At 62.4% G+C, this 17325-nt stretch carries 24 protein-coding genes and 1 tRNA gene; 1 reads left to right on the top strand and 24 read right to left on the bottom strand.

Annotated elements, in window-relative coordinates:
• Positions 1-99 precede the first annotated feature (99 nt).
• Entirely contained in the window at positions 100-1155 is a 1056-nt protein-coding gene (gene nusA / locus KIH77_RS04390) for a transcription termination factor NusA (RefSeq protein WP_219099896.1), read from the bottom strand.
• Between the two features lie 78 nt (positions 1156-1233).
• On the opposite strand from nusA, the gene KIH77_RS04385 reads away from it, so the two are divergent.
• Positions 1234-2238 carry a hypothetical protein gene (locus KIH77_RS04385; RefSeq protein ID WP_219099895.1) on the top strand — a complete coding sequence of 335 codons (1005 nt, stop codon included), beginning with the start codon at positions 1234-1236 and terminating at the stop codon, positions 2236-2238.
• Positions 2239-2613: 375 nt separating this feature from the next.
• Here KIH77_RS04385 and KIH77_RS04380 read toward each other — a convergent pair.
• The 23 genes from KIH77_RS04380 to rpsQ form a co-directional block, all read right to left on the bottom strand.
• Positions 2614-2699 (bottom strand) — tRNA-Ser (locus tag KIH77_RS04380).
• Between the two features lie 118 nt (positions 2700-2817).
• Positions 2818-3624, bottom strand: coding sequence for a transglutaminase family protein (locus tag KIH77_RS04375; protein ID WP_219099894.1), 807 nt, complete (start codon positions 3622-3624; stop codon positions 2818-2820).
• Between the two features lie 188 nt (positions 3625-3812).
• Positions 3813-5996, bottom strand: coding sequence for a circularly permuted type 2 ATP-grasp protein (locus tag KIH77_RS04370; protein WP_219099893.1), 2184 nt, complete (start codon positions 5994-5996; stop codon positions 3813-3815).
• Positions 5997-6247: 251 nt separating this feature from the next.
• The gene (truA, locus tag KIH77_RS04365) at positions 6248-7216 is read right to left on the bottom strand and encodes a tRNA pseudouridine(38-40) synthase TruA (RefSeq protein WP_219099892.1); all 969 of its coding nucleotides are present in this window, start codon (positions 7214-7216) and stop codon (positions 6248-6250) included.
• A 258-nt stretch (positions 7217-7474) separates the two neighbouring features.
• Positions 7475-7999: a 50S ribosomal protein L17 gene (rplQ, locus tag KIH77_RS04360; protein ID WP_219099891.1), complete on the bottom strand. Its 525-nt coding sequence runs from the start codon at positions 7997-7999 to the stop codon at positions 7475-7477.
• Between the two features lie 116 nt (positions 8000-8115).
• The gene (locus KIH77_RS04355; RefSeq protein WP_219099890.1) at positions 8116-9114 is read right to left on the bottom strand and encodes a DNA-directed RNA polymerase subunit alpha; all 999 of its coding nucleotides are present in this window, start codon (positions 9112-9114) and stop codon (positions 8116-8118) included.
• An 81-nt stretch (positions 9115-9195) separates the two neighbouring features.
• A complete protein-coding gene (rpsK, locus tag KIH77_RS04350) occupies positions 9196-9594 on the bottom strand; it encodes a 30S ribosomal protein S11 (protein WP_093959596.1) in 399 nt (132 codons plus the stop codon).
• A gap of 86 nt (positions 9595-9680) precedes the next feature.
• Complete coding sequence (rpsM, locus tag KIH77_RS04345; protein ID WP_109136990.1) at positions 9681-10055, bottom strand: 30S ribosomal protein S13; 375 nt, start codon at positions 10053-10055, stop codon at positions 9681-9683.
• A 144-nt stretch (positions 10056-10199) separates the two neighbouring features.
• Positions 10200-10313 (bottom strand): 50S ribosomal protein L36, encoded by a 114-nt coding sequence (rpmJ, locus tag KIH77_RS04340; RefSeq protein ID WP_093959598.1) that lies wholly within the window; start codon positions 10311-10313, stop codon positions 10200-10202.
• A gap of 10 nt (positions 10314-10323) precedes the next feature.
• Positions 10324-10542 (bottom strand): translation initiation factor IF-1, encoded by a 219-nt coding sequence (infA, locus tag KIH77_RS04335; RefSeq protein ID WP_004268611.1) that lies wholly within the window; start codon positions 10540-10542, stop codon positions 10324-10326.
• 137 nt (positions 10543-10679) lie between these two features.
• Complete coding sequence (locus KIH77_RS04330; RefSeq protein ID WP_219099889.1) at positions 10680-11246, bottom strand: adenylate kinase; 567 nt, start codon at positions 11244-11246, stop codon at positions 10680-10682.
• Between the two features lies 1 nt (position 11247).
• On the bottom strand, positions 11248-12585 hold the full coding sequence (gene secY / locus KIH77_RS04325) for a preprotein translocase subunit SecY (RefSeq protein WP_219099888.1): 1338 nt from the start codon (positions 12583-12585) through the stop codon (positions 11248-11250).
• A gap of 126 nt (positions 12586-12711) precedes the next feature.
• Positions 12712-13176 (bottom strand): 50S ribosomal protein L15, encoded by a 465-nt coding sequence (gene rplO / locus KIH77_RS04320; RefSeq protein ID WP_219099887.1) that lies wholly within the window; start codon positions 13174-13176, stop codon positions 12712-12714.
• Positions 13177-13178: 2 nt separating this feature from the next.
• The gene (gene rpmD / locus KIH77_RS04315; protein ID WP_219099886.1) at positions 13179-13361 is read right to left on the bottom strand and encodes a 50S ribosomal protein L30; all 183 of its coding nucleotides are present in this window, start codon (positions 13359-13361) and stop codon (positions 13179-13181) included.
• 2 nt (positions 13362-13363) lie between these two features.
• Positions 13364-14095 carry a 30S ribosomal protein S5 gene (rpsE, locus tag KIH77_RS04310; protein ID WP_219099885.1) on the bottom strand — a complete coding sequence of 244 codons (732 nt, stop codon included), beginning with the start codon at positions 14093-14095 and terminating at the stop codon, positions 13364-13366.
• Positions 14092-14463 carry a 50S ribosomal protein L18 gene (gene rplR / locus KIH77_RS04305; RefSeq protein ID WP_219099884.1) on the bottom strand — a complete coding sequence of 124 codons (372 nt, stop codon included), beginning with the start codon at positions 14461-14463 and terminating at the stop codon, positions 14092-14094. Before rplR ends, rpsE begins: the two co-directional genes overlap by 4 nt.
• A 1-nt stretch (position 14464) precedes the next feature.
• Entirely contained in the window at positions 14465-15004 is a 540-nt protein-coding gene (gene rplF, locus KIH77_RS04300) for a 50S ribosomal protein L6 (protein ID WP_219099883.1), read from the bottom strand.
• A 20-nt stretch (positions 15005-15024) separates the two neighbouring features.
• Entirely contained in the window at positions 15025-15423 is a 399-nt protein-coding gene (gene rpsH, locus KIH77_RS04295) for a 30S ribosomal protein S8 (protein ID WP_100510723.1), read from the bottom strand.
• Between the two features lie 85 nt (positions 15424-15508).
• Positions 15509-15694 carry a type Z 30S ribosomal protein S14 gene (locus tag KIH77_RS04290; protein ID WP_033493929.1) on the bottom strand — a complete coding sequence of 62 codons (186 nt, stop codon included), beginning with the start codon at positions 15692-15694 and terminating at the stop codon, positions 15509-15511.
• 1 nt (position 15695) lies between these two features.
• Positions 15696-16268: a 50S ribosomal protein L5 gene (rplE, locus tag KIH77_RS04285; RefSeq protein ID WP_109136982.1), complete on the bottom strand. Its 573-nt coding sequence runs from the start codon at positions 16266-16268 to the stop codon at positions 15696-15698.
• Positions 16265-16600: a 50S ribosomal protein L24 gene (gene rplX, locus KIH77_RS04280; protein WP_219099882.1), complete on the bottom strand. Its 336-nt coding sequence runs from the start codon at positions 16598-16600 to the stop codon at positions 16265-16267. The genes rplE and rplX overlap by 4 nt, the downstream gene beginning before the upstream one ends.
• Positions 16601-16969 (bottom strand): 50S ribosomal protein L14, encoded by a 369-nt coding sequence (gene rplN / locus KIH77_RS04275; protein ID WP_100510720.1) that lies wholly within the window; start codon positions 16967-16969, stop codon positions 16601-16603. It abuts the gene before it with no gap.
• A 94-nt stretch (positions 16970-17063) separates the two neighbouring features.
• Positions 17064-17324, bottom strand: coding sequence for a 30S ribosomal protein S17 (gene rpsQ, locus KIH77_RS04270; protein ID WP_109136980.1), 261 nt, complete (start codon positions 17322-17324; stop codon positions 17064-17066).
• Position 17325 lies beyond the last annotated feature (1 nt).

The raw sequence follows: 17325 nt of genomic DNA, 5'->3' as shown, positions 1-17325 counted from the left end.
TGCCTATGGATTGCAGGCATACGAAAAACGCCGAAGGTGTCGTCGCATCCGACGAACCATCCTTCGGCGTTCTTGAAACCCTGACTATGAACCGGAGGGTCACTCCTCGGGGGATTCCGCGGCGGCCTCCTTGGCGGCCTGCGCGGCCTTGCGGGCGCGCACCTCCTCGGATTCGATGCCGATCTTCCAGCCGGTCAGCTTGGCGGCGAGGCGGGCGTTCTGGCCCTCCTTGCCGATGGCGAGCGACAGCTGGTCGTCGTGGATGAACGCGATGGCCGTCTTGTTCTTCTCGCTGACGACCTGCACCTTGGTGGCGTGCGCCGGGGACAGCGCCGCGGCGACGAACTGCGCCGGGTCGGCCGACCAGTCGACGATGTCGATCTTCTCCTGGCCGAGGTTCTCCATCACCGCACGCACACGCGAGCCGCCGGGGCCGATCAGCGCGCCCTTCGGGTTCACGCCCTGCGCATTGGCGCGCACCGCGATCTTCGTGCGGGCGCCGGCCTCGCGCGCAATCGACATAATCGACACCGCACCGCTGGCCAGTTCCGGCACCTCACGCTCGAAGAGACGACGGACAAGCTCCGGATGAGAACGCGAGACGATGATCTCCGGGCCCTTCAGGCCGCGGTTGACGTTCACCACGTAGACGCGGATGCGCTCGCCATGGCGGTAACGCTCACCCGGCACCTGCTCGCGGCGGGGAAGGATGGCCTCCACGTCGCCGACGGCCACGTGCACGTTGCCCGGATCCTTGGCGTCCTGCTGGACGATGCCGGTGATGAGATTGCCCTTCTGCCCGGAGAACGCGCCGAACACCTTTTCGTCGGCGGCCTTGCGGAACAGCTGCGAAATGACCTGACGAGCCGTGGCGGCGGCGAGACGACCGAAGTTGTGGGGGGTGTCGTCGTATTCCTCGCCGAGCACCGGGGCCGGATGGGGATCCTCGTCGGTCGGTTCCTGGGGAATCTCATCCTGGGCCCATACGGTGAACGTTCCGGCGCGGGAATCCAGTTCTACACGAGCGTGCTTTGCCGCGTGAGCGGTCTTCAGGTAAGCGAGACGCAGGGCCTCCGCCAATGCGTTATCCAGAGTCTCGGCATCTATGCCCTGCTCAGCGGCGAGTTTGTGAATGCCTGCCAAGTCCAATTCCATGCCCAAGACCTCCCATATGAAGTTATACGCGGGCACCTTGCCCGCACTGGTCTGCAACGGCTACTAGTCTAACGATTCATGCAGACACTATGCGCCCACGGCGAATCCACGGCCCCCACCAAGCGTGTTCCCACGGATGGCCCGTACGCTTCCGTTCCGCTCGCTTCGCGACGTCTCCGCTTCCGCGCATCGTCGTTCGCCGCCATGGTCCTGGCCGCGACGGCCGCCGTCATCTGCATGCTCGTCCTCTCGATTCCCGCGCACGCGCTGCCTGGCCTCGCCGGACGAGGCGACGACACCGAGCTCGGCCCCTGCGAGCGGGCGCTGCAATCCGGATACCGCAACCATGCAATCTACCAATCGTCGATGCCGTCGTCGACGCGACTGCTGGCCGCGATGAGCGCCAAGAACGACTGGACGACGGTCGCCCTGAACTGCCCGCAGCGGTTCTCCGAAGGCACGGTACGCAGCGCCTACGCCGCGTACGCCGCCGAATCATTGGCCTCCAACCTCGGCATCGCCGACATCGTCGCCATCCCCGGCACCCGTCTCGACGACAACAGCGGTCTCAAACTCGATGCCGACGCCCTGGCCGCGATGTCTCTGGCCGAGGACCGCGCCGGATTCGCCTACGAGATCCTCGCCGCCAAACGTGGTGCGGACTCCCGTCTCTACTCGCTGAGCAACGAACGCAAGACCAACGCACAGCTTCTGGCCACCGCGGTCAAGCAGGAGAAGGACCCGCGGCAGAAGATCTATTCCATCGACGCCATCGCGAAGAATCCGGCCGAGGCCACGGACCCGGGCACCGGACTGTCCGCGCCCACCACCGCCGTGGTCGAGATGAACTGCGCACTCGAACAGCTGGACGCGTTCTCCGGCGGCGATGCCGAAGCGGCGGAATCCGACGGTTCCGCATCCGCGGCCACATCCGGGGCCACGCAATCATCATCGAACGCCGACGCCGGCATCACCGACGCCCAGAAGCCCGGCATGCGAATCGTGTCCTCGCTGATCGCCGGCCATATCGACCAGGCCCTGTCCGACGGCTACCCCGCCGAGGACTCCCTTCTGCTCAAGTAATCGGCATATCCGGCAACATATCCCATGGATTACGGCCTCTTTTCACCCAACAGTCGCCGTCGTCCTCCACAATCGCGCCATATCCGATGGACGACGGCGATTTTTCGGCGATTATCGCCGTCGTCCTTCAAAAATCAGTCGAAGTGATTTCAGAAACGTTGAAATCATGCGGTTTTGCGACGACATCACTGTACCGGACGATGGACCACGACGGTTTTCGACGAAAATCATCGCTCGTCCTTCATGAATGCGGCAATTCCGATGGACGACGGTGCAAATTCGATGTTCTCCGCGTTCGTCCTTCAGCCACGCCGTCCTTCAGCCGGTTTCGTTATGAAAAAAGGGATTCCGGCGAACCACCGGAATCCCCATGGGCGGATAAGGCGAGATTCGAACTCGCGGAGGGGGTTGCCCTCACACGCTTTCGAGGCGTGCTCCTTAGACCGCTCGGACACTTATCCATTCGTCGTCATATCAACGAACCGTCATGCAACGGTCCCTTGTTGAAAAGACAACTTGAATAGTATGCCACGTTTTGCGGACAATGCAAAATCATCGGCAGAAATCGTGTCGTCCTATTTACTCCTCGGGCTTTTTCTCATGCACGGAGGCGTTGACCCACTGCGTCTGCTTGACATCGTTGCCGGAGAACACGCCGATGTCGAGCATGCAGTCGCGATAGTCGCGTCCGTGGGCGATGGTGATGTAGTTGTCGTCGACGAGCCGGTTGTGCGTGGGGTCGAGGCCGATCCAACGGTCCTTGTGATATACCTCGATCCATGCGTGCGTGGCGCCCTCGCCGCCCAGCAGGCCGGCGATGTAGCGCGCGGTCAGGCCGAGATGACGGCATACGGACAGCATCACGTGCGCATAGTCCTGGCATACGCCCTTGCCTTGGGCGAGCGCCTCCTCGGCGGTGGTGTAGATGGTGGTCGACTTCGGCGTGTAGACGAACGATTTGTAGACCTCGTCCATGATGACGGTGGCCACGGCGACCGGCGAACCGGTGTTGCGTTCGTGCCGCAAGCGGTCGGCGCACCGTGCGGTCAGCGCCTTGACGGCCGGGCCGGGGATGGTGAGCGCGGAGTCGAAACGATACAGCGGCTTGTATATCTCGGATTTGATGTTGGCGTTGTCGACGAACGCGATGCCCGTGACCTTGTATCCGAAGTGCGTGTGCGGTTCGGGGAGGTATCCGGTCATGACGACGGAGTCGAACGAGTCGATGGACTGACTGGCCTCGACGAACGGGTCGATGACGACCTTGGTGTCGATGACCTGCTGTCGCGGCCCCGTGGCGGGGATGCATCTGAGCTGGAAACGGTGATCGGTTACGGGCGAGCTGAAATCCAGCCTCATCTCGTAATCAAAGTACAGTTTCTTCAACGGCTTCAGCTCCTTTTCGGCATCGTTCCAACGCGGGACGGTCCTGCGAAAACCTTTACGCGAATCATACGGTATTCTACCGTGGCCGTCGGGGAAACGCGATTCGTCCGCATGTCCGTCCGTCATCCGGTATGGATACGGGACGGGGCATGCGGACGGGGTGGTTTCTGCGGCCTGCGCCCTATGGCCTACGCCCGACGGGCGAGGTTCATCGTGCTGATGGAGGCGAGCGGCTTCAGCGTCTCCGCGATGACGTGGTCGGAGAAGCCGTCCTGGAACTTCGTGAGCGTTGCGGCGAGGTCATCGTAGCCGCGGCTGGGCAGTTGGCCGATGAGCCAGCGGGTGCCGGAGACGAAGCACTGCGGCACGGGCAGGCCGTCGAGCGTGACGGCGTAGTCGACGAGCTTGCGCAGGGCGGGTTTGAGGTCTGCGGCGTCGGCGTGCAGACGCGTGTAGAGGTCGAGTCGTTCGAGGTATTTGCCCACGAAGAGGAACGACTTGAGCGTCTGGTCGACGACGGAGTTCTCGATGGCGCCCCAGAACGCGAGCATGTAGTCGGTGACGTCGCGCTGGTCGTAGATGTCCTCGGCGGCGGATGCGCGTTCGGAGCCGTCGGCGATGCTGCTCAACGCCAGCTCCACGTACTGCAGCACGCGGGAGCTGAGCTCCGGACGCAGTACGACGGCGTTGTTGAACGCGCAGTCCATGGCCGAACGCACGGAGTTCGGGTTGGCGGCGTCGTAGAGGAAGCTGTGGATGAACGCGTCGAAGTCCTCGAAGTCCTCAGGCAGGTCGAGGGCGCGGGCGAAGGGGCGGAACGCGTCCACGTCGGTGTCCATCACATGGTCGTAGAACGGGAAGAACCGGGTGAGCGTGGTGAACACGCGTTCGGTGTAGCGTCCCAGCCAGTAGAGGTCCTCGGCCTTGGTGGCGGTGAGCAGCGAGAGGGAGTGGCGCTGGGTCTGCGTGGCGATGGAGATCTTCTCGTGCTTGAACTCGTCGTACATGTCCTTGAGCGTGGTGCCCTTGTCGGCCAGCACCCACGTGTCCTTGAATCCGCCGCCCTGCGACGAGTTGACGATCATCTGGCCGGGCACGGACGAGTAGCGGGTCAGACCGGAATACCAGACGCGCGTGTCGGAACCGGTGACGACGAACGCACGCAGGTCGGCCTTGCGCGGCTCGTGCTTGCCGGTGGCCGGGTCGACCACGTCGATGTCGCGGAACTGGATGACCTCCTGGGCGATGAAGCGGCGCGGCTCGGCCTTGATCTTGTCGGCGAGCTCCTCGCGCTGGCGTGCGTCGAGCGACGAGCCGAACACGACGCCGTAGCCGCCGGCCTCGGCCACGTCCTTGATGACGAGTTCGCCGAGACGGTCGAGCACGGTCTTGCGGTCCTGGTCGAACATCGGCATGTACGTGGGCGCGTTGTGCAGGATCGGGTCCTCGTGCAGATAGTACTGGATCATGGCCGGCACGAAGTAGTAGATGGCCTTGTCGTCGGCCGCGCCGTTGCCGGGCGCGTTCATGATGGCCACGTTGCCGGCGCGGTAGGCGCCGAGCAGTCCGGGCACGCCGATCACGGAGTCGGCGTTGAAGGCGAACGGATCGAGGTATTCGTCGGAGAGACGGCGGTAGACGACGCCGACGCGATGCTTGTTGCCGGAGTAGTCGATGAAGTACAGCTGGTCGTGCTCGACTTCCAGATCCTCGGGGAACGCAAGGATGGCACCGGTCTTCTCGGCCAGGTACGCGTGCTCGAAGAACGCGGAGTTGAACCGGCCGGGCGTGAGCACGACGGCGATGCCCTCGGTGGAGACGAAGTCCATGGAGCGGCGCAGCAGCATCGGGTAGGCGCGGTTGTCGCGCACACGCACGTCGCGGAACAGGCGAGGCGAGATGCGACGTTCGATGTCGCGCACGAACAGCGGGTAGCTGGCGCCGGAGGGGATACGCAGGTTGTCCTCGAGCACCCACCAGCGGCCGTCCTCGCCCTGGACGAGGTCCTCGCCGGCGATGTGGGCGAATACGCCGCCGGGGGGCGTCACGCCGTTGACCTGCGGGAAGTATCCGGACGACGTGTACACGTATTCCTCGGGGATGACGCCGTCCTGGATGATGCGCTTGTCGGAGTAGATGTCGCGCAGGTAGGCGTTCAGCGCGTCGACGCGCTGCTTGAGTCCGAGTTCGAGCATGTCGAAGTCATCGGATTCGATGACGCGGGGAATCGGATCATAGGGGAAGAGCTGGTCGTGGTACTGGCCGTTCTTGTAGATGCCGAACCGTACTCCGTTGCGGCTGAGCTCACGGTTGATGGCATCCCGACGGTCGACGAGCTCCGAAGCCACTTTCTGTGCCAACGACTGAATCACTGATCACTCCTTTTCCCACGAATCCTGCGGACGCGGCGTTCCAGACGTTCCTAACGTCCATGGCGTCCGTCCCGCGCCGGAATTCCCCGGGAGGAATGGACGGGAACGACGTCCGCGCACTGGTACATAACCGTAGACGCCGGTCGTTAACGAAACCCTCATCGCAATGTTTCGAGTATGCTTCGTGGGGATGAAGAGCGTGGCTGCTGGCGGCTGGCAGTGGATGGCGGCGAGGTGCGGTGGGCGGCCGGCTACAGCGTGCGCACCGCGCGAATGGCCTGCGCCCGGGCGGCGAGTTGGTCGTCGGGCGGGTAGGCCACGTATTCGAGGGTGAGTCCCTTTGCGGCGGCCGGTCCGGTGGAGCCCTCCCGCTTGGGTTCGGCCATCTTTTCGGCGAACCATGCGACGGTCTTCCTCCCGCGGCCGACCTGCAGGCAGCCGTTGACCAACGACCGGACCATGTTGCGGGCGAATGCGTCGGCCACGATGGTGAAGCACAGCAACCCGGACTCCGCATACGGTACCGGCTCGCCGTACGCGCCGTGCAACGGCGTCCGCGGATCCGCCCGCTCCCATCGTGCGTATTTGACCTCGCGGATGGTGGTCCCTCCCGGATTCGGCGTGGCGAACGAGCCGAAGTCGTGCAGTCCGATGGTCAGGGCGGCGGCTTCGTTCATGGCGTCGACGTTGAGCCGTTCGTCGATGGCGACGACGAATCCGCGGGTCCTCGGGTCGACGAAGCGTTCGTTGTCGCAGACGCGGTACACGTACGTGCGTTCCAACGCGGAGAAGCGCGCATCGAATCCTTCGGGGGCCTCGCTGATGCGATGGATGGCGATGTCGTCGGGAAGGACCCGTTGGAGTCGTCGTTCCAATGCCACGACGGGGGTGACGTTCATGTGGCCGACGCATCGTGCGAGCAGCCGTTCGTCGATGTCGAGATGGCAGACCTGGTGGAGCGCGTGCACGCCGGTGTCGGTGCGTCCGGCGACGACGAGACGGATGTCGGTGGATGTTGCGTCGGCATTGTTGGCGGCCTCGTTGGCAACGTCATCGCCCGCGACGGAGTCGGACGGGCGATTCCGCCTGCTCCCCCGGTTCAGATGCAGCACGGTGCGGATGGCCTGTTCGATCTCCCCTTGCACGGTGCGCAACTGCGGTTGGCGGGCCCATCCGTAGAATCCGCCGCCGTCATATCCCAAGTCAATCCTCAAACGCATACGTACTACTTTGCCATACGTCCTACTTGGCGAGTCAAATCGTTCATAACGAGGTTTGTGGGTCTAGGACATACATGGAGACGTCACCAAGTCCTCCCTCATAATCGATGAGACCCACTTTACGGTTTTGACGATTTTACGGTTTGACGACTTTACGGTTTGACGATTGGATAGGCCTGCATATACGAAGAGGTCCGAGACCTTGCGATCTCGGACCTCCAGCGGTATTGAAACCGGATCATCTGACGTGGGTCAGATTCACTCGGCCTTCTCCTCGGCGGCAGCCTCGGCCGGAGCCTCGGTGGCTTCGGTGGCCGGAGCTTCGGCCTCGGTGGCCTCGGCCTTAGGAGCCTCTTCGGCTTCCTTGTCGGCGGCGACCTTGGTGGCGGCCTCAGCCTCGGCGACGGTGGCCTTCTTGGCGCTCAGCGGCTCGGTGACGAGCTCGATGACGGCCTGCGGCGTGTTGTCGCCACGGCGGGCACCAATCTTGACGATGCGGGTGTAGCCACCCTCACGCTGCTCCATCATCTCGGCGATGTCGGTGAACAGGGCGTGCACGACGCTCTTGTTGCGGATGACGCGCATCACGCGACGACGGGAATGCAGGTCGCCACGCTTGGCGAACGTGATGAGACGCTCGGCGAGCGGACGAAGGCGCTTGGCCTTGGGCAGCGTGGTGGTGATGCGGCCGTGCTGGAAGAGGCTGGTCGCCATGTTGGCGAGCATCAGGCGCTCATGAGCGGGGCTGGAAGCCAGGCGCGGGCCCTTCTTGGGTGTAGGCATTGTAGTTACTCCTTATGTTCCATGCCGCCAGGAGGGCATATGCCCAAACGTCTGTGCGGCACGAAACGGCGTTTGTTCGAGGAAGACGCTCTTCCCCTCCGAAAGACGTTCAGCCGTCAGGCTTCGTCTTCGGGAGAGAAGAACGTGCCTCCTTCGAGATTGATGTTGTCGAGGCCCAGCGGGGAGGCCTTCAGCGACAGCCCGAGGGTCTGCAGCTTTTCCTTGACCTCGTCGATGGACTTCATACCGAAATTGCGGATGTCGAGCAGGTCCTGCTCCGTGTGGGAGACCAGCTCGCCGATCGTGTGGATGCCCTCGCGCTTGAGGCAGTTGTAAGAACGCTGCGTCAGGTTGAGGTCCTCGATCGGGACCGCCATCTCGGGGTTGGTTTCCTCCACTACCGGAACCGGGCCGACCTCGATGCCCTCCGCCTGGTTGTTGAGCTCGCGGCACAGGCCGAACAGCTCGACAAGGGTGGAGCCTGCGGACGCCACGGCGTCGCGCGGGGAAATAGCCGGCTTGGTCTCCACGTCGAGGATGAGCTTGTCGAAGTCGGTGCGCTGCTCGACACGAGTAGCCTCGACCTTGTAGCTCACCTTGAGCACCGGAGAGTAGATGGAATCCACCGGAATGCGACCGATCTCGCCCGTATCCTGCTTGTTCATCTGTGCAGGAACGTAACCGCGGCCACGCTCGACGGTGAACTCGATCTCCAGCTCGCCGTCCTCGGCGAGGGTGGCGATGTGAAGATCCGGGTTGGAGATGACGACGCCGGCCGGCGGAGTGATGTCTCCGGCGGTGGCCTCGCCTTCGCCGCTCTTGCGCAGGTACATGACGACAGGCTCGTCATATTCGCTGGTAAGAACGATACCCTTGATGTTCAGAAGAATCTCGGTGACGTCCTCCTTGACACCCGGCAGAGTGGTGAACTCGTGCAGGGCGCCGGAGATGCGGACCGAAGTCACTGCGGCTCCAGGGATGGAGCTCAGCAGCGTGCGGCGCAGCGAATTACCGAGCGTGTAGCCAAAACCAGGCTCCAGCGGCTCAATGGTAAAGCGGGAACGCTGGGGATTGAGGACTTCCTCAGTCAGGGTCGGACGCTGTGCAATAAGCACTTGTACTATCCTTTCAGCTCAAACCGACCGTGCACTCGTCGGTTTTCGCGGGTTGGATGATGAATTCTGTAGGTCAGTGCTTCAGACGCGGCGGCGCTTCGGAGGACGAACGCCGTTATGAGCCTGCGGGGTGACGTCGGAGATGGAACCGACCTCAAGGCCTGCGGACTGCAGGGAGCGGATGGCGGTTTCACGACCGGAACCCGGGCCCTTGACGAACACGTCGACCTTCTTGACGCCGTGTTCCATAGCCTTACGAGCGGCGGCCTCGGCGGCCATGCCAGCGGCGTACGGCGTAGACTTACGGGAGCCCTTGAAGCCGACATCGCCACCGGAGGCCCAGGAGACGACGGCTCCGGACGGATCGGTGATCGAGATGATCGTGTTGTTGAATGTGGACTTGATGTGCGCCTGTCCGACGGGAACCGACTTACGGTCCCTACGACGGGGCTTGCGCGTGGCCTGCTTCGCAGCTGCCATGGATCCTCGTTTCCTAGTTATACGAATTGTTTGCTATGTCAGGCGATGAGGGCGAACGCCTCGTGGCCTGAGCGGGCGCCTGGATATCAGGCGGCCTTCTTCTTACCGGCGACCGTGCGCTTCGGACCCTTGCGGGTACGGGCATTGGTCTTGGTACGCTGGCCACGGACAGGCAGATGCCTGCGGTGACGCATACCCTGGTAGCAGTTGATCTGGATCTTACGGCGGATATCCGCATCCACCTCACGGCGGAGATCACCCTCGATCTTGTAGTTACCCTCGAGGTAATCACGCAGCGTGATCAGCTGCTCATCGGAGAGATCCTTGACGCGGGTGTCCGGATTGATACCGGTCGCTGCGAGCGTTTCCTTGGCACGAGTACGACCAACACCGAAGATGTAGGTGAGGGCGATCTCGATGCGCTTCTCATTGGGGATGTCGACTCCGGCAAGACGTGCCATTGCGATTCCTTCTGTTCATCGGAGGTCTTACGCCAAATCGTCCGAGTTCACGGCCCAGGCCTCCGCACCTGGGGTTCAATGCCGCACGTGGTGATGCGAACACTGTGATTCAGCGTCTGATGATAATTGCCGCTGGGGTCTGCTTCAGCCCTGACGCTGCTTGTGGCGCGGGTTCTCGCAGATCACCATGACGCGGCCGTGACGACGGATCACGCGGCACTTGTCGCAGATCTTCTTCACACTGGGGCTGACCTTCATGGTTTTCCTTTTACTTGTAACGGTAGGTAATGCGGCCTCGGTTGAGATCGTACGGGCTCATCTCGAGCACGACGCGATCCTGCGGGAGGATGCGAATGTAGTTCTTACGCATCTTTCCGGAGATGGTCGCCAGAACGATGTGCTTGTTTTCCAGTTCGACACGGAACATTGCGTTCGGCAATGCTTCGACAACACGACCTTCTACTTCAATCACACCGTCTTTTGCCATGAGCTCCCGATCCGATCCTTGGCTACGATTACTTAAAGATATGCCCGAAGACACACCAAATAGATAGAATAACAGAAACACGGCGATTACGCAACCTGTGCGTAATCGCCGTGTTGTTATTATCGCCGCGAAAAGATTCAGCGGGCGTCGAGGGCGCTGACGATGTTCGCCTGGATGGCGTCGATGTCGCCGGTGCCGTCGATCTTGACCAGCAGGCCGCGCTGCTCGTACGTGTTGAGCAGCGGAGCGGTCTCCTTGGCGTACACGTCGAGGCGCTTGGCGATGGCCTCGGGGGTGTCGTCGGAGCGGCCTTCGATCTCGGCGCGCTTCTTCATGCGGGCCATGAGCACGTCATGGTCGGCGTCGAGCGCGACGACGGCGTCGAGCGGGGTGCCCAGCTTGGCGGTGATGCCGTCGAGGGCCTCGACCTGGGAGGCGTTGCGCGGGTAGCCGTCGAGAATCCAGCCGTTCTTCACGTCGTCCTGGGCCAGACGGTCCTCGACGATACGGTTGGTCAGCTCATCGGGGACGAGCTCGCCCTTGTCGATGTACTTGAGGGCCTCGACGCCGAGTTCCGTCTTGTTCTTGATGTTGAAGCGGAAGATGTCGCCGGTGGAGATGGTCGGAATGTCGTAGTGCTTGGCGAGGAGGGCTGCCTGCGTGCCCTTGCCGACGCCCTGGGGTCCCATGATTAACAGTCGCATATCACTTGCTTTCTTTGGTGTTGGTTTCGTCTTCGAGCAGGAAGCCCTCGTACTGGAACTGCTCGGTGCGTGCGCGGGCCTGACGGAGGGTGTCGAGGCCGACGCCGGCGATGATCAGGATGGTCGTGCCGCCGAACGGCAGCTGCTGGCTGAGCTTGAGGGCCATGATGAGCACGGTCGGGATGAGGGCCACGAACAGCAGGTAGACCGCGCCGACGGTGTTGAGACGGTTCATCACATACGTGAGGTAGGCGCTGGTGGCGCGGCCGGCGCGGATGCCGGGGATGAAGCCGCCGTACTGCTTCATGTTGTCGGCGGTCTCGTCCGTGTTGAACGTGATCGACGTGTAGAAGAAGCAGAAGAACACGATCATGACGGCGTACAGGCCGATGTACCACACGCTGGTCGTGTCGGCCAGGTTCGTGTTGATCCACTGCACCCACTTCTGGTCGCTCTTGCCGAACTGCGCGATCAGGGTCGGCACCGCGAGGATCGACGACGCGAAGATCGGGGGGATCACGCCGGACATGTTGATCTTCAGCGGCAGGTACGTGCTCGTGCCGCCGTACATCTTGCGGCCGATCATGCGGCGCGTGTACTGCACCGGGATGCGGCGCTGGCACAGTTCGACGAAGTCGACGAACACGAGGATGACGATCAGCACGCCCACGACGATGCCGAACTTCGTCCAGTCGCCGTTCGTGCCGTTCGAGCCCCAGCCGATGTCCCACAGCTTGGGCAGGAAGCCCGAGCAGATGGACATGAAGATCAGGACGCTCATGCCGTTGCCGATGCCCTTGTCGGTCACGAGTTCGGCCATCCACATGATGAGGCCGGTGCCGCCCGTCATGATGAGAATCATGACGATGAGGTTCCACACCGAACCGTCCGGGATGACGGACTTCGTGCACAGGCCGTTGAACAGCGCGCCCGTGCGTGCGGTCACGAGGATGGTGGTGGACTGCAGGACCGCCAGGCCGATGGTCATGTAACGCGTGTACTGCGTCAGCTTGGCCTCGCCGGACTGTCCTTCCTTATGCAACGCCTCGAAGCGAGGAATCACCACACGCAGCAGCTGCACGACGATGGACGCGGTGATGTACGGCATGATGCCCAGCGCGAAGATCGACAGCTGCAGCAGCGCGCCACCGGAGAAGAGGTTGACCAGACCGATGAAGTCCTCGTTGCTGGAGCTGGCCACGCAGTCCTGCACCGCACGGTAGTCGACGCCGGGCGTCGGAATGAACGAACCGATGCGGTAGATGATGATGATACCGAAGACGAAGAGGATCTTGTTCCTCAGCTCCTTGGTACGGAGAGCTTGAATTAGCGTTCTCACGTGTTCCTCCCTTAGTACGCCTCGCGTTGTGAAGGCGCACAGGCAAACAGTGTACTCATATGCAATGACCCTCCCCAAATTCTTGGGGAGGGTCATACTGCCTATGGAAGCGCTTCTCCCGAGAGATTACTCTTCGGAGATGGAGCCTCCCGCGGCTTCGATCTTGGCCTTGGCGGAAGCGGAGGCCTTGACGCCCTTGAGCGTGAAGGCGACCGTGGTCTCGCCGTCGCCGAGAATCTTCACCGGCTGGTTGGCGCGAACGGCGCCCTTGGCGACCAGGGTCTCAACGGACACTTCGCCGCCCTCGGGGAAGAGCTCGACGAGCGTGGAGACGTTGACGACCTGGTAGACCTTCTTGAACGGGCTCTTGAAGCCGCGCAGCTTCGGAAGGCGCATGTACAGCGGAAGCTGACCACCTTCGAAGCCAGGACGAACCTGGTAGCGGGCCTTCGTGCCCTTGGTGCCACGACCGGAGGTCTTACCCTTGGAGCCTTCGCCTCGACCGACACGGATGCGGTCCTTGTTGGCGCCGGGGGCAGGACGCAGGTCATGCATGCGGATGATCGTGACTTCTTCGTTGTTTTCAGCCATAATCAGTCTGCCTCCTCAACGGTGACCATGTGGCGGATCTTGGCGACCATGCCACGGTAGACAGGGTTGTCCTCACGGACGACGGACTGACCGATCTTGTGCAGGCCGAGAGACTTGGCGGTCTCCTTCTGCGCTTCGGTCTTGCCGACGAAACCGCGGTTCAGAGTGATCTTGATGTTTGCCATGCTCACTCACCGTCCTTCTCTTCAGCAGCCTTGGCGGCGGCTTCCTCGCGGGCCTTGCGGGCCTCGGCGATACCGGCGGCACGCTCACGGAGCAGGGCTTCGGGGGCGACCTCTTCAAGGCTCAGGCCACGGCGGGCGGCGACCTCTTCCGGCTCCTCAAGCTGCTTGAGGGCGGCAACGGTGGCGTTCACCACGTTGATGGAATTGGCCGAGCCCATGGACTTGGACAGGATGTCGGTCACACCGGCGCACTCGAGGACGGCGCGGACCGGACCACCGGCGATAACGCCGGTTCCCGGGGCGGCCGGACGGAGCAGCACGGTGCCGGCGGCGTCGTGGCCCTGCACCGGGTGGGTGATGGTGCCGCGGACGCGCGGGATGGTGAACATGTGCTTCTTGGCGTCGAGCTGGCCCTTGGCGATGGCGGCAGGGACCTCACGGGACTTGCCGTAGCCAACGCCCACGGTGCCATTGCCGTCACCGACGACCACGAGAGCGGCGAAGCTGAACGTACGACCACCCTTGTGGGTCTTGGCCACACGGTTGATGGTGACCACGCGGTCCAGCAGCTCGTCGCCGCGGTTCTCCTCGCGACGGTTGCGACGCTCGCCTCGACGGCCTTCGCCACGACCACCGCGACGGCCCTTGCGCTCCTCGTTCTTGGCGCCGGCTTCGGTTTCGTTCTTCTGCGAATCTTCAGCCACTTGGGTTTCCTTCACTTCGTTGTCGCTCACAGTGCCAGACCTCCCTCGCGGGCGCCTTCAGCAACAGCTGCAACGCGACCATGGTACTTGTTGCCACCGCGGTCGAAGACGACGGCGGTGATGCCTGCGGCCTTGGCACGTTCGGCGACAAGCTCGCCGACCTTCTTGGCGGCGTCGGTCTTGGTGCCCTCGAAGCCGGAGAACTCCTCGTTCATCGTGGAGGCGTTCACCAGGGTGATGCCCTTGGTGTCATCCACGACCTGAGCGAACATGTTGCGGTTGGTGCGGGTAACGACCAGACGCGGACGCTCGGGAGTGCCGACGATCCTCTTGCGAAGACGAGCGTGACGGCGCAGGCGGGCAACCTTCTTGCCCTTACCGAAAATCTTGACGGTCATATTACTTACCAGCCTTTCCAGCCTTGCGCAGAATACGCTCGTCCGCGTACTTGACGCCCTTGCCCTTGTAGGGTTCCGGGGCGCGCAGCTTGCGGATGTTCGCTGCGACCTGGCCGACGACCTGCTTGTCGATGCCCTTGACGACGAGCTCGTTCGGGTTGACGATCTCGAACTCGATGCCTTCCGGCGGGTTCACGGTGATGGTGTGGGAGTAGCCCAGGAAGAACTCGAGGCCCTTGCCCTTGGCGACCACACGGTAACCGGTGCCGACGATGAGCAGGCGCTTGGCGTAGCCCTCGTGCACGCCCTTGACCATCGAGGCGATGATGGAGCGGCTCAGGCCATGCTTGGCGCGGGTGGGACGAAGATCATCGGCCGGGGTGAGAACAATCTCGTTGTTCTCGACGACGGCGGTGATGCCTTCGGGGATAGTGTAGGAGTCGGAACCCTTCGGGCCCTTGGCGGTGAACGCCTGGCCGTCGAGCTTGACCTCAACCCCAGCCGGAATGGCGACGGGGAGCTTACCGATATGCGATGCCATAAGTAATCAGCTCTCCTTTCTCACCACACGTAGGCGACGATCTCGCCGCCAATGCCTTCCTTGAGGCATTCCTTCTGGGTCATCAGTCCCGAACTGGTCGAGATGATAGCGATGCCAAGACCGCCCAGCGGCATGGGCAGGGAGTCGGACTTGGCGTAACGACGAAGGCCCGGCTTGGAAACGCGCTTGATGCCTTCGATGGAACGCTCGCCGTTCGGGCCGTACTTGAGGGTGACCTCAAGGGTCTGGCCGACCTTGGCTTCCTTGGCGGTGAAGTCCTTGATGTAGCCTTCACGCTTCAGGATGGCGGCGATGGCCGCCTTGAACTTGGAGTACGGCATGTCGACGGTCTCGTGCTTAGCCGTGCTCGCGTTACGCAGACGCGTAAGCATGTCTGCGATCGGATCTGTCATTGTCATGTGGGCTTATGCCCTTCCTCGCCGTGGTTTCCGCCGCTTCACGGCCTTGCATGGCCGTGAAGCAGTGGACCTTCAGCGTCGATATTTACCAACTGGACTTCGTGACGCCGGGAAGCTCTCCGCGGTGGGCCTTCTCACGAAGGCAGACGCGGCAGAGACCGAACTTGCGGTACACGGAATGGGGACGACCGCAGACCTGGCAGCGCGTGTAAGCGCGAACCTTGAACTTAGGCTTGCCGGCCGCCTTGTTCTTCAGAGCGGTTTTTGCCATATCAGTTCTCCTTGAACGGGAAGCCGAGGTGCTTGAGCAGGACCTTGGCCTCCTGGTCGTTCTTGGTCGAGGTAACGACGGTGATGTCCATACCACGCTGGTGGTCGACCTCATCGGGGTCGATCTCGATGAACATCGTCTGTTCCGTCAGACCAAAGTTGTAGTTGCCGTTGCCATCGAACTGATTGCCGTTGATGCCGCGGAAATCACGAATACGAGGCAGAGCCAGGGTCAGAAGGCGGTCGAGGAACTCCCACATGCGCTCGCCACGCAGGGTGACGTACGCACCGATGGCCTGGCCTTCACGCAGGTGGAACTGCGCGACGGACTTCTTGGCCTTGGTGATCTTCGGCTTCTGGCCGGTGATCTTGGTCAGGTCGGAGACGGCGCCCTCGATGAGCTTGGAGTCGCGGGCTGCGGCACCGACACCCATGGAGACGACGACCTTCTCGACGCGGGCGACCTGCATGGGGTTGGAGTACTTGAACTCCTTCTCCAGCTCAGGAACGATGACCTCGTTGTACTGCTGCTTCAAGCGCGGGGTTGCCGGCGCTTCGATAGTGGTATCGGTCATGCCAGCTCCTTTCCGGACTTCTTGGCAACGCGGACGCGCACCTTCTTGACCTTGCCGTCGCGGGCTTCTTCCTTGACGATGACGCCGACGCGGGTCGGCTGCTTCGTCTCGGGGTCGATGACCATCACGTTGGAGCGATGGATCGGGGCCTCGACGGACACGATGCCGGCCTGCTGGCCCTGCTGGGTGGCGCGGACGTGCTTCTTGACGATCTGAACACCTTCGACGATCAGGCGGTCGTTCGGCAGGATCTTGACGACCTTGCCTTCCTTGCCGCGGTCCTTGCCGCGGATGACCTTGACCTCATCACCGGTCTTGATCTTGGCTACCACTCAGATCACCTCCGGGGCGAGGGACACGATCTTCATGAAGCGCTTGTCGCGCAGCTCACGAGCGACCGGTCCGAAAATACGAGTGCCCTTGGGTTCACGGCCGGAGCCGAGAATAACGGCGGCGTTCTCGTCGAACTTGATGTAGGAGCCATCGGCGCGGCGGGTTTCCTTCACGGTGCGAACGACCACTGCCTTGACAACGTCGCTCTTCTTGACCGATCCGCCGGGAATGGCGTCCTTGACAGTGGCGACGATGACGTCGCCAATGCCTGCATAACGGCGCTTCGAACCACCGAGCACGCGGATGGTCAAGAGTTCCTTGGCACCCGTGTTGTCGGCGACACGAAGTCGCGATTCCTGCTGAATCATTGATTCTCCTTAAGCCGAGCTGGTCCTCCCCATTCACTCGGCGGCCGAGATGAACCCGGCCGCCGGGTGAATGGCGAGCCTTGCCGAACTTGTATTACTTGGCGCGCTCCACGATGGCGTCCAGACGCCAACGCTTCGTCTTGCTCAGGGGTCGAGTCTCCATAATACTCACGAGGTCGCCAATGTGGGCCTCGTTGTGTTCATCATGAGCCTTGACCTTGCTGGTGGTGCGAACGACCTTGCCGTACAGCGGGTGGGTCGAACGGTGCTCGATCTCCACCGTGATGGTCTTGTCCATCTTGTCGGACACGACGTAGCCACGGCGGACCTTGCGGAAGTTACGCTCTTCAGCCATG

Origin of the sequence: Bifidobacterium pluvialisilvae (assembly GCF_019331695.1) — a bacterium.
GTDB lineage: Bacteria > Actinomycetota > Actinomycetes > Actinomycetales > Bifidobacteriaceae > Galliscardovia > Galliscardovia pluvialisilvae.
Note: the sequence above shows the minus strand (reverse complement) of the source record. Positions and strands in the feature narration are given on the sequence as shown.

What these genes read in the sequence shown, in the direction of transcription:
- KIH77_RS04290 (WP_033493929.1), bottom strand. Translation starts at nt 15,694, where the DNA reads ATGGCAAAAACCGCTCTGAAGAACAAGGCGGCCGGCAAGCCTAAGTTC.
- rplR (WP_219099884.1), bottom strand. Translation starts at nt 14,463, where the DNA reads ATGACCGTCAAGATTTTCGGTAAGGGCAAGAAGGTTGCCCGCCTGCGC.
- rpmD (WP_219099886.1), bottom strand. Translation starts at nt 13,361, where the DNA reads ATGGCAAACATCAAGATCACTCTGAACCGCGGTTTCGTCGGCAAGACC.
- nusA (WP_219099896.1), bottom strand. Translation starts at nt 1,155, where the DNA reads ATGGAATTGGACTTGGCAGGCATTCACAAACTCGCCGCTGAGCAGGGC.
- KIH77_RS04385 (WP_219099895.1), top strand. Translation starts at nt 1,234, where the DNA reads ATGCAGACACTATGCGCCCACGGCGAATCCACGGCCCCCACCAAGCGT.
- rpsK (WP_093959596.1), bottom strand. Translation starts at nt 9,594, where the DNA reads ATGGCAGCTGCGAAGCAGGCCACGCGCAAGCCCCGTCGTAGGGACCGT.
- rpsM (WP_109136990.1), bottom strand. Translation starts at nt 10,055, where the DNA reads ATGGCACGTCTTGCCGGAGTCGACATCCCCAATGAGAAGCGCATCGAG.
- rplN (WP_100510720.1), bottom strand. Translation starts at nt 16,969, where the DNA reads ATGATTCAGCAGGAATCGCGACTTCGTGTCGCCGACAACACGGGTGCC.
- rplE (WP_109136982.1), bottom strand. Translation starts at nt 16,268, where the DNA reads ATGACCGATACCACTATCGAAGCGCCGGCAACCCCGCGCTTGAAGCAG.
- infA (WP_004268611.1), bottom strand. Translation starts at nt 10,542, where the DNA reads ATGGCAAAAGACGGTGTGATTGAAGTAGAAGGTCGTGTTGTCGAAGCA.
- truA (WP_219099892.1), bottom strand. Translation starts at nt 7,216, where the DNA reads ATGCGTTTGAGGATTGACTTGGGATATGACGGCGGCGGATTCTACGGA.
- KIH77_RS04330 (WP_219099889.1), bottom strand. Translation starts at nt 11,246, where the DNA reads ATGCGACTGTTAATCATGGGACCCCAGGGCGTCGGCAAGGGCACGCAG.
- rplQ (WP_219099891.1), bottom strand. Translation starts at nt 7,999, where the DNA reads ATGCCTACACCCAAGAAGGGCCCGCGCCTGGCTTCCAGCCCCGCTCAT.
- rpsQ (WP_109136980.1), bottom strand. Translation starts at nt 17,324, where the DNA reads ATGGCTGAAGAGCGTAACTTCCGCAAGGTCCGCCGTGGCTACGTCGTG.
- rplO (WP_219099887.1), bottom strand. Translation starts at nt 13,176, where the DNA reads ATGGCTGAAAACAACGAAGAAGTCACGATCATCCGCATGCATGACCTG.
- rpsH (WP_100510723.1), bottom strand. Translation starts at nt 15,423, where the DNA reads ATGACAATGACAGATCCGATCGCAGACATGCTTACGCGTCTGCGTAAC.
- rpmJ (WP_093959598.1), bottom strand. Translation starts at nt 10,313, where the DNA reads ATGAAGGTCAGCCCCAGTGTGAAGAAGATCTGCGACAAGTGCCGCGTG.
- rplF (WP_219099883.1), bottom strand. Translation starts at nt 15,004, where the DNA reads ATGGCATCGCATATCGGTAAGCTCCCCGTCGCCATTCCGGCTGGGGTT.